This is a genomic window from Paenibacillus sp. HJGM_3 (assembly GCF_045062745.1).
GTDB lineage: Bacteria > Bacillota > Bacilli > Paenibacillales > NBRC-103111 > Paenibacillus_AA.
On record NZ_JBJGED010000008.1, the window covers coordinates 29,767 to 42,655 of the forward strand.

Genomic DNA, 12,889 nt, shown 5'->3' on the forward strand with positions numbered 1-12,889 from the left:
GTCTATTTCCCCACCACTTTTTGCCCGGCGGACAGCCCTTTTACGATTTCCACATCGGTGGCCGTCTGCTGCCCGATCTCGACGTCGACTTCCTTCTTGTTGCCCTGCTCGTCGACGACCTGCACGTAATAACGCCCGGAGTATGTACGAAGTGCGGCGGTAGGAATGGTGATGGCATTCGGCTTGCGCTGGGTGACGACCGAGATGCTGAGCGGCGTGCCGCGCTGCAAGCCTTTCGGGAATGCGTCGAGCTCGACCAGCAAATAGTTGTCGATCGTGTCCGGCGGCCTCTGCTGCCCGTTGCCTCCGATTCCGCCCTGACCGCCGCCTTGTTGCGACTGCGTCTGCGGGTTCGGCAGCTGCTTCACCTTGCCCTTATGCTGGCCGGCCGCGTTAATATCGACGGTCACTTCCATGCCGACCGCGATCTTCTTCAGATCGTCAGCCGTCGGCTGCGCCGCCACCACCAGTTGGGTCAAGTCGGAGACGACCGCAACTTCGTTGTACGCGGTGACGCTGTCTCCCTTCTTGATGTACACCCCGACCGCGACACCGTCGAACGGAGCCTTCAGCTTCGCCTTGCCGATCGACTCCTCCAGCTTCACGACCTCCTCGCGTTTCAGCTCGAACTCGATCTTGGCCTGTTCGATCTGCTCGGGCGTTTTGTCATCGCTCTGGCGCAGCAGCTCTATCATCTTCAGCTCGTCGCTGCGCGATTGCAGCTTTTTCTGGCGCAGCGAGCTCTCCAGGTCGCTGACGTCCAGCTCGGCGATGACTTGGCCGGCTTTGACCGGCTCGCCTGATTTGACATACACTTCTTTGACCCGTTTGCCCGTCTCGGTGAAATAGAGCGATTCTTCCTTCGTGGCCATCAGCCGCCCGCTTGCCCGCACCCTCGTCTCGAGGGTCTCGGTCTTCGCCGTATATTCCGGCTTCTTGGACAGCTTCGGCGGATTGATCGTCGGGATCGCTTCCTCTTCGCCTTCCTTGGGCAGCAGGGAGCATCCGGTGGTGAACAGCAGGCTAAGACTTAGAATAAGTACCGCACCGCGCTTCACGGTGCGCTGTTTGTTATGTAGTGACGAATTTGCCATCCGCCATTTGATAGACATGGTCGGCTACCTCCAGAATCGTAGGATCGTGCGTGGTCATGCAGATCGTCACATGCTCCGTCTCGATGATGTCGCGGAACACCGTCATGATCTGCGCGCCCATCTGCGAATCGAGCTCCGCGGTCGGCTCGTCCGCCAGCAGCAGGGTGGGTCGGTGAGCGATTGCCTTCGCGATGGCAACTCGCTGCTGCTCCCCGCCGGACAGCTCGAACGGCCGATGATGCATCCGCTTGCTGAGCCCGACGAGCTCCAGGCAATGCTGGACGCGGCCTTTCCACTGCGAGCGCGGCGTCCCAGCCATCCGCAGCGCCAGCTCCACATTCTCCCAGGCGGAGAGTAGCGGCATAAGCGCGAACGATTGGAAGATGAATCCGAATTGCTTGCGCCGCACCTCCGTCCGTTGATCGTCGCTCCACTGATGGAACGGACACCCCTGAAAATAAATTTCTCCTTTGTTCGGCTGATCCAGGCCCCCGATCAAATTCAGGAGCGTGGTCTTGCCGGAGCCCGACCTTCCGCGCAGCATAATGAGCCGCTTTGGCTGGAGCTCCATCTCAATCCCTTTCAAAACGTGAAGCGTGCGGCTCCCGGTGTGAAACGAGCGCTCCACCCCTCGCACGACCACGATTGGCTCCGCCGGCGGTGCCGGAATGTCGATGTTCTCTCTCGGCTCGATCTCCCATCCTTGCTCCGCAGGCGCTTCACCTGGACTCATGCTGTCTGCCTTGGCTGATTCCGCATCGGTCCCGCCGGTAGATCCGGAGGCGTCGATTCCCGCTGCGTCCGGCTTTCCATGTCGCTTCAGCCACCCCATCGATCTGCGCTCCTCTCAGAGTTTCTATAATTATACAAATTATAGACGATATTGGTTTCGAAAAAGTTACAATTTGTTTTACAAAATTTACTGCTTGCGCGAAACAAATTATACGGAATGGATCTGCTAGAATCTTGAACGTCTCGGTTCAGAGCTTTTTTAATAATAGACTGAAAACGTTAAGGGGGATGTAAGGGTTTCTAAAGATTTCCTTAAGTGTGAGTGACTATCAATTTCTCAAGACAACAAAAAAAAGGACCCTCGAAGGGTCCTCAGAGTGCTGGATCAGAACGGTTTGTCGGAAGAATCGAAATGCTTCATATCGATGCCTTCCCAGATGTTGCCGGACTTGTACTTCTCGGGATGCTCGAACACGAGGAACGAGGTCGGCAAGTAGCGCATCCCATAGCTGCTGGACGGGCGATTGACCACTTCATCGTCCTTCACCAGCACCGACGAAGAGCCGCCGTCCAAGTTGGCCGCCGTTACGGCCCCGCGCTCGAGCAGGATTTGCTGCACGTCGTATAATGTCGCCCCAACGGAATAACCAGGTTGCCGTCCGTCGATAACGACGAACATAATCGTCCCGTCTTCCTTTTGAGCCATGCACGTACGTGGCGCGATGCCCCAGCCGTCGGCCTGATTTTTGATCAGCCCTTGCCCGTTCACAATGAATTTGGGCTGGAACGTTACCGCATCGTTTACTCCCATCTCGAGCAATTGTGAAGGCTTGTAGCGTCCGGCGACCATCAGACCGTCGCGATCGATGCCAACCACGTTGACCGGGTCGTTCATCCCTACGTCGGAGTAGAGCAGCTTGCCGCCCGACATGACGATGCCGCCAGGCTTGAAGCCATTGCCGTCCCAGTTCGGGTCGTCGAAGGCGCCGCCGTTCACGCCGGCGATCGCCCCGGTCCGCTTCACCATGCTCAAAATTTGCTCTCCTTGTCCGACGATCGACGTCGTCACTACCCGAATCATTTTAGGATCGTGGACGTACAAGATATGACCTTTGTAGCCTTTCCCTTCAATTGCTTCGACTTCTACGTTTTTAGCGGCCTTGCTGGGCAAATTAATGTTGAAATCGTCCTCGACTTGGCCCATTTCGTCGAATCGGTTCAAATATTCCTGCACGCGCTTGTCCAGCTCGTCTTTGCCGATCAAATATTTGGCCCATTCCCGGTGCTGCGTCGTAATGATGGTGTCAGCCATCAAATAGCGCAGCGATGTGCCGGAGGCCGTGAGATAAAACCAGGCGGCAAAGGCCGCTATCGCAATCATGAGGAAGACCGCTGGATACAGCACCCATCGAAATCGACGGGGTCGGCGAGGCGGCAGCGACCTCTTCTCCATGAGCGGCATTCCTTGAATTTGTTCCATTGGTGTCGTTGATCCCCCTTACTTACTAGTTGGATTTCATGCAGATCGGAAGATGCACGGATTCAACTAACGAGTGTATAGCAAAAACGTTAAGAAAACCTTAAATTTGGGCACATCTTGTTGGATTGGTGGAAAGTAACAGCAACTAGAAAAGCCCGTAAATCCCTAGTCAATTACTCAGAATTGTAGTAAGATAAGGGAAATGAACGCATTTTGCGCGGAAAGGGGCGGTTAGGATGAAGGGGAAAATAGTGTGGCTGTTCGGCATTGTTGTGGCCATAGCTATCGTCGCCTCGGCTATCAGTGATCGGATAGGCAGCCGGGCGGAAGCCGAATACAAGCCGGTTCCGCTTATGAAGTTCGACGGCTCGACGGTCACTTACTATGACAATGTAGCGGTGTGCCACTAATCGCAGACTCCCATCCTGGTTTGAGCGCGCGCATCTCCGGACATACTGGTATCCATAAGGATTCCAGGACGGAGGCCACGCTCTGTGGAAGAGGAGAATCGATTTATGGCAGGCTTAATAAACGGCATCGTATTGGCGATTCCTTTGTGGGGGATCATTCTCTCGGTCGTCGCACTAGTGTTGGAGCATTAATAAAAAATCCTGTTCCGGGTTACGGAACAGGATTTTTTGTCCTTATCGGCCGAACGATTCCGGGCTCGTGCGCCACGACTGCAGCAGGGCGACGTCCTCCTGCTGGATCCGGCCGAGCTTCACGGCCACGTCGATCATGGCGGTGTAGTTCGACAAGGAATGGTAGTCGAAGCCGGCTTGCATGAAGTTCGCCACCGCCGACTCGAACTGGTAGCTGAATATCGCGATGATGCCGAGCACTTCCGCTCCGGCGTCGCGAACCGCGTTCGCCGCCTTGATCGAGCTGCCGCCCGTCGAGAACAAGTCTTCGATCATGACGACCTTTTGTCCCGGCTTGATCGCGCCTTCGATTACGTTTTCCTTGCCGTGGCCTTTGGCCTTGTCCCGCACGTAGATCATCGGCAGATTCAGCTTCTGAGCGACGAAGGCGCCGTGCGGAATGCCGCCTGTGGCGATCCCGGCTACGACTTCCGCCTCCGGGTACAAATCGCGGATCTTCTCGGAAAATCCGAGTGCGATCAAGTCCCGAACGTGCGGGTACGAGATGGTAAGCCGGTTGTCGCAGTAAATCGGCGACTTAAGACCGGACGTCCACGTGAACGGATCCTTCGGCCTCAGGGCGACGGCTCCAATCTCGAGCAGCTGCTCGGCAATTTGTTCGTCTAAGTATCGAATCGACATACGGATACACACTCCTCTTCTAATATAGCGATGCGACGATCTGCTCCAGCGCTTCGCGCGGGTCCGGGGCGGCCGTGACCGGCCGGCCGATCACGATGTAGTCGGTGCCTTGGGCGAACGCCTCGCGCGGCGTCATAACGCGCGATTGATCGCCCAGTTCGGCGCCGGCCGGGCGGATGCCCGGCGTCACCGTCACGAAGGAAGGGCCGCATCGGGCTTTGATGCCCGGCACTTCCAGCGGCGACGCTACGACGCCGTCGAGGCCTGCCTCGCGGGCCAATCCCGCGTAGCGCAGCACAGCGTCCTCGACCGACCCGGCGAGGCCGATCTCGTCGTTCAGCACGGCGCGGCTCGTGCTGGTGAGCTGGGTCACGCCGATGAGGATCGGCCGCCGCGCACCGGGAGAGCCCGCCAGCGCGGCTTCGACGCCTTCGCGTGCGGCCTGCATCATAGCGAGCCCGCCGGCAGCGTGCACATTGAACATATCGACGCCGAGCCGCGTGACGCTCGCCGAGCCGCCCTTGACCGTATTCGGAATGTCGTGCATCTTCACGTCGAGGAACACCTTGTAGCCCTCTTCTTTCAGCCGAAGCACGAATTGCGGCCCTGCGGCGTAGAACAGCTCCATCCCCACCTTCATGTAGCAGGGAATGCCCTTCAATTGCTGCAGCAGCTTCTCCGCGCCCGATGCGTCGGGATAGTCGAGCGCCACGATGATGCGTTCCACTAGTTGCGTACCGGCTCCAGTCTGGTGCTGCGTATCGCTTCCTGTCATCCGTTCTCCCGCCCTTTCCTTCATCCGTGAATGGTGTAGCCGTCAAAGCAATGCGCCACTCGAATGAAGCCATTCGGGTGACGCATTCTTAAGGTTATTGCAGCTGCGCCACCGGCATAGCCCGCGACGAGAAATTGATCGTGTTCAGCACGTGCAGCAGGGCGCGTACCGTATCGAGCGACGTCATGCAGACGACGCCGTTCTCGACCGCCTCACGGCGGATGCGGAATCCGTCGCGCTCCGGCTTTTTGCCCTTCGTCAGCGTGTTGACGACGAAGTGCGCTTCCCCGTTGCGGATCAGATCCAGAATGTTCGGCGAGCCTTCGCTCAGCTTGTTCACGGTCGTCACGCGCAGGCCGGCTTTCTCTAGCGCGGTCGCCGTGCCGCCTGTCGCGACGATCTTGTAGCCGAGCTCGTAGAAGCCGCGCAAAATTTCGATCGCTTCTTCCTTATCCTTATCGGCTACTGTCGCGATTATCGCGCCGGTCGGCGGGATTTTCATGCCGGAGCCGATGAAGCCTTTATACAGCGCCTTGGCAAAATTGCGGTCGCGGCCCATCACTTCGCCGGTCGATTTCATCTCCGGACCGAGCGTCGTATCGACGCGGCGCAGCTTGGCAAAGGAGAACACCGGCACTTTGACCGAGACATGGTCGTCTTCCGGGCACAATCCGGTCACATAGCCCATGTCGGCCAGCTTCTCGCCCAAGATGGCGCGGGTCGCGATGTTCGCCATCGGCACATTCGTCACCTTGCTCAGGAACGGTACCGTACGCGAGGAACGCGGGTTGACTTCTATCACATATACTTGCTCTTTGTAGATGACGAACTGGATGTTGACGAGGCCGACTACGTTCAGCGCCTTCGAGATTTTAATCGTGATGTCGACGATCTGCTGCTTCAGCTCTTCGGAGATCGACTGCGGCGGATACACCGAGATCGAGTCGCCGGAGTGTACGCCCGCGCGCTCCACGTGCTCCATGATGCCCGGGATGAGCACGGTCTCGCCGTCGCAGATCGCGTCGACTTCCACTTCCTTGCCGAGCATGTAGCGGTCGATCAGTACCGGATGCTCCGGATTGATCTTCACCGCATACTCCATGTAGCTGAGCAGCTCCTGGTCGGAGTAAACGATCTCCATCGCCCGGCCGCCGAGGACATAGGACGGACGCACGAGTACCGGATAGCCGAATTGCGCGGCCGTGCCGACCGCTTGATCGACCGAGGTTACCGTACCGCCCGGAGGCTGGGCGACGCCTTGCTCACGGAGCAATGCTTCGAATTTCTTGCGGTCCTCGGCGGTATCGATGCTCTCCAGGCTGCTGCCCAGGATGCGCACGCCGGCGCGGGTCAGCGGAGCTGCCAGGTTGATAGCCGTCTGGCCGCCGAACTGGACGATAACGCCGATCGGCTTCTCATGCTCGATGATGTTCATGACGTCTTCGAAGAACAGCGGCTCGAAGTACAACCGGTCGGACGTGCTGAAGTCGGTCGACACCGTCTCCGGGTTGTTGTTCACGATGATCGCTTCGTAACCGGCCGCTTGGATCGCCCATACCGCATGTACGGTCGAGTAGTCGAACTCGATGCCTTGGCCGATCCGGATCGGGCCGGAGCCGAGTACCATAACTTTTTGCTTCGTCGTTTGCTGCACTTCGTCTTCCGTCTCATACGTCGAGTAGTAGTAAGGCGTTGTCGCTTCGAACTCAGCGGCGCATGTGTCGACCATCTTGTAGACCGGCTTCAGGTTCAGGTCCAGACGGTGCGAGCGCACTTCGCCTTCCTTCGTCAGCGTAGCAAGTCCGGCTTCGGCGCGCAGCTCGGCGATGGCGCGATCGGTGAACCCTTTGCGCTTCGCCTCAAGCAATAGCTCGTCCGACAGCTCCGGCTGCTGGAGGTCCGCCTCGAAGCGAATCATCCCCTCCAGCTTGTTCAAGAACCACCAGTCGATTTTGGACAAGTCCTGGATTTGCTGCAGCGTGTAGCCGCGGCGATACGCTTCGGCGATCAGGAACAGCCGCTCGTCGTCCGGTTTCGCCAGACGCTGCTCCAGCATTTCGGAGTCCAGCTGCTCCGCACCTTTCAGATACAAGCGATGCACGCCGATCTCGAGCGAGCGGATCGCCTTGTGAATCGACTCTTCGAACGTCCGGCCGATCGCCATCACTTCGCCGGTCGCTTTCATTTGCGTCCCGAGCTTGCGGTTCGCGCTAGTGAACTTATCGAACGGCCAGCGCGGAATTTTCGATACGATATAATCGAGCGTAGGCTCGAAGCAGGCATACGTCTGCCCCGTAACCGGGTTGATGATCTCATCCAGTGTGTAGCCGATCGCGATCTTGGCCGCCATTTTGGCGATCGGGTAACCGGTCGCCTTGGACGCGAGCGCCGAGGAGCGGCTCACCCGAGGGTTCACTTCGATGACGTAGTATTGGAAGCTGTGCGGATCGAGCGCGAACTGCACGTTGCAGCCGCCTTCGATGTTCAGCGCGCGAATGATCTTGAGCGAGGCCGAACGGAGCATTTGATACTCGCGGTCCGACAATGTCTGGCTCGGCGCTACGACGATACTGTCGCCCGTATGCACACCGACCGGGTCGAAATTCTCCATGTTGCAGACTACGATACAGTTGTCGTTCGCGTCGCGCATCACTTCATATTCGACTTCCTTCATGCCGGCGATGCTGCGCTCGACGAGACATTGGCCGATCGGGCTGTAGCGAATCCCGGAGGAGACGGTCTCGATGAGCTCTTCTTCCGTGTTGCAGATCCCGCCGCCCGTACCGCCCAGCGTGTACGCCGGACGCACGATGATCGGGAAGCCGATCTCGTTCGCGAAGTCGACCGCCTCCGCTACGGACGTGACGATGACGCTCGCCGGTACCGGCTGCTCGAGCTCGCGCATCAGATCGCGGAACAGGTCGCGGTCTTCCGCCTTCTCGATCGCGGTCAGCTGGGTGCCGAGCAGCTTGACGTTCTCGCGCTCCAGGACGCCGGCGCGCGCCAGCTCGACCGCCATGTTCAGGCCGGTCTGCCCGCCCAGCGTCGGGAGCAAGCCGTCCGGCTTTTCCTGGCGGATGATTTGCGAGACGAAGTCGAGCGTGATCGGCTCGATGTATACTTTGTCGGCCATGTTCGTGTCGGTCATAATCGTAGCCGGGTTGCTGTTGATCAGGACGACCTCCATGCCTTCTTCCTTCAGCGCTTGGCACGCTTGCGTGCCCGCGTAGTCGAATTCGGCGGCTTGCCCGATGACGATCGGCCCGGAGCCGATCACGAGAATTTTTTTGAGTGTTTTATTTTTTGGCATATGCGAGCTCCCCTTTCTCAGCGGCCGATTGGCGGTTAGGCCGGGCGGCGATAATCTCCGCTTGTCGTGGCAGCCCTGGACGGTCCTGCTTGAACTTGCGAATCATGGTCAAAAAGTCGTCGAACAAGTAGCTGGAGTCGAACGGCCCCGGAGCCGCTTCCGGGTGATATTGCACCGAAAACGCGGGGTGGACCGCATGCTTCAGCCCTTCGATCGTCTTGTCGTTGTTGTTGATGTGCGTCACGATCAAGTTCGTGCCCGCGATCGAATCGTCCATCACCGCGTAGCCGTGGTTCTGGGACGTGATGTAGCAGCGGTTCGATTCCAGATCCTTGACCGGATGGTTGCCGCCGCGGTGGCCGAACTTCATCTTGTCCGTATCCGCACCGCAAGCGAGGGCGAACAGCTGATGGCCGAGGCAGATACCGAAGATCGGGAACTCGCCGAGCAGCTCGGCGATCATGCGGACGGCGTGAGGGACGTCCTTCGGGTCCCCCGGGCCGTTCGACAGCAGGATGCCGTCGGGCGCAAGGCGGCGGATTTGATCGGCCGTCGCGTCTTGCGGCACGACGACGACGTCGCAGCCGCGTGTGGACAAGTCGCGGATGATGCCGCTCTTCGCGCCGAAGTCGACGAGCACGACGCGTTCTTTCGTCCCCGGGCAGCTGAAGACGCTTTTCGTGGAGACGCGGGACACTTGGTCCGTCATCAGCACGCTTGCCTTGAGCTGCTCCATCAAGTCTTCCACTCTGCGGGTCGACGTTGTGAGCATCGCCTTCATAACGCCATGGTGGCGGATTTTGCGGGTCAGCATCCGGGTGTCGATGTCGCTGATGCCGACGATGCCGTATTCCTTCAGCAGGCTGTCGACCGTATATTGAGCGCGCCAGTTGCTCGGCACTTCCTCGTGCTGGCGTACGACGAACCCATGTACGAACGGGCGAATCGATTCGAAGTCATCGCGGGCGATGCCGTAGTTGCCGATCAGCGGGTACGTCATCGTCACGATCTGTCCGCAGTAGGACGGATCGGAGAGCACCTCCTGGTACCCGGTAATGCCTGTATTGAACACGACTTCCCCAACGGATTCCCCTTCGCTGCCGAAAGCTTTTCCGGTGAAAAGCGTGCCGTCTTCCAACAATAATCTAGCTTGCATTTCTCTTCACTCCCCTATCGTTATGCGCTCCATACTACTTGGCCCGAGACCATCGTGAGTACCGGCCAGCCTTTCAGCTTCCAGCCCGCGAACGGCGTGTTGCGGCCTTTGCTTGCAAACTTCTCCGGATCGACTTCCTGCTCGGAGTTCAGATCTATAATCGTAATGTCGGCTTCCGCTCCCACGGCCAGTCGTCCGCTGTTCAAGCCGAACACGTCCGCCGGCTTCGCCGTCATCCGGTCCAGCAGGAAGTCAAGCGTCCAGCGCCCGGTCGCGACGAACTTCGTGTACAGCAGCGGGAACGCCGTCTCGAAGCCTACGATTCCGAACGGGGCCAGCTGCATGCCGCGCGCCTTCTCTTCCACGCTGTGCGGGGCGTGGTCGGTGACGACAATGTCGATCGTGCCGTCCTCGAGCCCCTCGAGTACAGCCTGCACGTCTCTCGGCGTCCGCAGCGGAGGATTCATCTTCCAATTCGCATCCATGCTGTCCGGGATATCCTCGTCGGAGAGCAGCAGATGGTGCGGACAAACTTCCGCGGTGACCCGGAATCCGAGCTGCTTCGCCTGCCGGATGAGCCGTACCGATTGCTCGGTGCTGACGTGACAGACGTGGTAGTGGACGCCCGTCGCTTCCGCGAGTAGAATGTCGCGGCCGACGTGGATCGCCTCCGACTCGTTCGGGATGCCCTTCAGTCCGTGCTTGCGCGCGAACGCGCCTTCCGTTACGGCGCGGCCTTCTACCAGCGTGTTGTCCTCGCAGTGGGCGATGACCGGCATGTCCATCGAGGCGGCAAGTGCCATTGCGTCCTTCATCATTTGTGCACTCTGCACGCCGACGCCATCATCGGTGAAGCCGATCGCACCTGCTTCTTTCAGGGCGGCGAAGTCGGTCAACTCCCGGCCCAGCTGATTCTTCGTGATACACGCGTAGGGAAGCACTTTCACCTTGCCTTCGGTCTGCGCTTTATCGAGCACGTAACCCACCGTGTCTACGGTGTCGATCACCGGACGCGTGTTCGGCATGCAGGCGATCGTCGTGAATCCGCCTCTCGCCGCCGACGCCGTCCCGGTCGCGATCGTCTCCTTGTGCTCGAAGCCCGGCTCGCGCAGGTGCACATGCATGTCGATGAGTCCGGAGGAGACGAGCTTGCCGGAAGCGTCGATCACTTCGTGACCGGTAGTATCGGGAGCCGCTCCTTCGCGGATTTCGACGATGCGTTTGTCTTCAATGTATATATGCTTGACCGCCGGCGTTCCGTTACCCGCTTCGGCGACTTGGCCGTTCAGTATCCAAATTCCCATAATTCCTCCCGCTTCATCTATCTTGTACTATGGTTGTTACCAAAGGTTTCCGCATCATGCCGTCTGTTGCCGCTAACCGACCATCGCACGTTCCACGACCGCCATCCGTATCGGAACCCCGTGCGACATTTGCGTGAAGATGCGCGACTTTTCGCATTCCACCAGCTCGTCATCGATCTCCACGTTCCGGTTGATCGGCGCCGGGTGCATGATGATCGCATGCGGCTGCATCCGGGCGGCCCGCTCCGCGGTTAACCCGTAATGCTCCCGGTACTCCTCGGCGGACTTCAGCATCCCCTTCTCGTGGCGTTCCAGCTGCACGCGCAGCATCATGACGACGTCGGCTTGCAGCGCTTCTTCCATGCTGACATAAGAGGCGTACGCAGCCAGCTCCGGCGCCTGCATGTTGTCCGGTGCGCAGAACTGAACTCGCGCTCCCAGCTTCAGCAGCCCCCACAGGTTCGAGCGGGCGACGCGGCTGTGCAGGATGTCCCCGATGATCGAGACCGTCAAGCCTCGGACGTCTCCGAACTGCTTGCGCATCGTATAGAAGTCGAGCAGCGCTTGGGTCGGATGCTCGTTGTTGCCGTCGCCGGCGTTAATGAGCGGCACCCGGATCTTGGTCGCCAGCTCGGCCAGCAGCCCGATCGGCTTCATCCGGATGACCCCGGCGTCGATGCCCATCGACTCGAGCGTGCGGACCGTATCGTAGATCGACTCGCCCTTCTCTACGCTCGAGGCCGCGGCCGCGAAGTTCAGCACTTCGGCTCCGAGCCGTTTCTCGGCCACTTCGAAAGAGAATCGTGTCCGCGTGCTGTTCTCGAAGAACATGTTCGCCACGAACTTCCCGTCCAGCACATGCGTCACCTTGTTCGGCTGTCGCTCCCAATGGGCGGCCCGGTCCAGGATGCTGCGGATCTCCTCTGCGCTCAAGTCCTTGATTCCGAGCAAGTGCCGATCGATTCCTACGTATGTTTGCGTCATTCGGCGTGTCCCCTTTGCTGTAGTATGATGACCTCATCGATCCGGTCTACTTCGTGCAAGCGCACTTCGATTTGCTCCAGCTTGGAGGTAGGCACGTTCTTCCCGACATAATCCGGCCGGATCGGCAATTCCCGATGTCCCCGGTCGACCAGCACCGCGAGTTGAATCATGCGAGGGCGTCCCAGATCCATCAGCGCGTCCATCGCGGCGCGCACGGTCCGTCCCGTATACAGCACATCGTCGAACAGGATAATCGTCTTGTCCTTGATCTCCATCGATCCGCCCGCCGGCGCCATCGCCCCCGAATGCACCCGGGCGACGTCATCGCGGTAGCCTCGCACGTCCAACTCGTCGACGGGCACCGGCACGTTCTCGATTTCCGCGATCCGCTCGGCAATGCGTCGGGCCAAATAGATGCCTCGAGTTCGGACCCCGATCAGCCAACAGTTTTCCACACCCTTATTTTTTTCCAAGATCTCATGGGCAATCCGCGTTAGGGCTCTTCGGATCGCAATGTCGTCCATAATGACGTGCTTGTCGGCCATCTCATCCGCCTCCTCCTCTCAACGACCTTTCCTTGGTAACAAAAAAACTCCTCGCCCGCAGGCAAGGAGTTCGAAAGAAGGCACGCGCGCACGGAGCCGGAGGGCAAGCCCTCGCTCTATTCACTCGCGATCTCTATTGGGCATGACCCGTCCCAGCAGAGAATCCCTTCTTTACTTCCATTCGACTACCTTGCCGGTCTCACGGGACCGACTTAAAGGTGCTATT

At 59.0% G+C, this 12,889-nt stretch carries 11 protein-coding genes; 1 reads left to right on the forward strand and 10 read right to left on the reverse strand.

Annotated elements, in window-relative coordinates:
* Positions 1-2: 2 nt before the first annotated feature.
* The 3 genes from ACI5FR_RS11080 to ACI5FR_RS11090 form a co-directional block, all read right to left on the reverse strand.
* A complete protein-coding gene (locus ACI5FR_RS11080; protein ID WP_405454373.1) occupies positions 3-1,112 on the reverse strand; it encodes an efflux RND transporter periplasmic adaptor subunit in 1,110 nt (369 codons plus the stop codon).
* On the reverse strand, positions 1,072-1,926 hold the full coding sequence (locus ACI5FR_RS11085; protein WP_405454375.1) for an ABC transporter ATP-binding protein: 855 nt from the start codon (positions 1,924-1,926) through the stop codon (positions 1,072-1,074). The genes ACI5FR_RS11080 and ACI5FR_RS11085 overlap by 41 nt, the downstream gene beginning before the upstream one ends.
* A gap of 285 nt (positions 1,927-2,211) precedes the next feature.
* Complete coding sequence (locus tag ACI5FR_RS11090; protein WP_405454377.1) at positions 2,212-3,306, reverse strand: phosphodiester glycosidase family protein; 1,095 nt, start codon at positions 3,304-3,306, stop codon at positions 2,212-2,214.
* 236 nt (positions 3,307-3,542) lie between these two features.
* Between ACI5FR_RS11090 and ACI5FR_RS11095 the strand changes: the two genes are divergently transcribed.
* Positions 3,543-3,716 (forward strand): hypothetical protein, encoded by a 174-nt coding sequence (locus tag ACI5FR_RS11095; RefSeq protein WP_405454379.1) that lies wholly within the window; start codon positions 3,543-3,545, stop codon positions 3,714-3,716.
* Between the two features lie 234 nt (positions 3,717-3,950).
* Here ACI5FR_RS11095 and pyrE read toward each other — a convergent pair whose 3' ends face one another.
* The 7 genes from pyrE to pyrR all read right to left on the reverse strand — a co-directional run bounded on the left by pyrE (position 3,951) and on the right by pyrR (position 12,663).
* Complete coding sequence (pyrE, locus tag ACI5FR_RS11100) at positions 3,951-4,589, reverse strand: orotate phosphoribosyltransferase (protein WP_405454381.1); 639 nt, start codon at positions 4,587-4,589, stop codon at positions 3,951-3,953.
* Positions 4,590-4,608: 19 nt separating this feature from the next.
* The gene (gene pyrF / locus ACI5FR_RS11105) at positions 4,609-5,364 is read right to left on the reverse strand and encodes an orotidine-5'-phosphate decarboxylase (protein WP_405454383.1); all 756 of its coding nucleotides are present in this window, start codon (positions 5,362-5,364) and stop codon (positions 4,609-4,611) included.
* Between the two features lie 94 nt (positions 5,365-5,458).
* Positions 5,459-8,674, reverse strand: a complete 3,216-nt coding sequence (carB, locus tag ACI5FR_RS11110; protein WP_405454385.1) for a carbamoyl-phosphate synthase large subunit — start codon at positions 8,672-8,674, stop codon at positions 5,459-5,461.
* A complete protein-coding gene (locus ACI5FR_RS11115; protein WP_405454388.1) occupies positions 8,661-9,830 on the reverse strand; it encodes a carbamoyl phosphate synthase small subunit in 1,170 nt (389 codons plus the stop codon). The genes carB and ACI5FR_RS11115 overlap by 14 nt, the downstream gene beginning before the upstream one ends.
* Positions 9,831-9,850: 20 nt before the next feature.
* Positions 9,851-11,134 carry a dihydroorotase gene (locus ACI5FR_RS11120; protein WP_405454390.1) on the reverse strand — a complete coding sequence of 428 codons (1,284 nt, stop codon included), beginning with the start codon at positions 11,132-11,134 and terminating at the stop codon, positions 9,851-9,853.
* 72 nt (positions 11,135-11,206) lie between these two features.
* Positions 11,207-12,118 carry an aspartate carbamoyltransferase catalytic subunit gene (locus ACI5FR_RS11125; protein ID WP_405454392.1) on the reverse strand — a complete coding sequence of 304 codons (912 nt, stop codon included), beginning with the start codon at positions 12,116-12,118 and terminating at the stop codon, positions 11,207-11,209.
* Positions 12,115-12,663 (reverse strand): bifunctional pyr operon transcriptional regulator/uracil phosphoribosyltransferase PyrR, encoded by a 549-nt coding sequence (gene pyrR, locus ACI5FR_RS11130; protein ID WP_405454394.1) that lies wholly within the window; start codon positions 12,661-12,663, stop codon positions 12,115-12,117. Before pyrR ends, ACI5FR_RS11125 begins: the two co-directional genes overlap by 4 nt.
* Positions 12,664-12,889 lie beyond the last annotated feature (226 nt).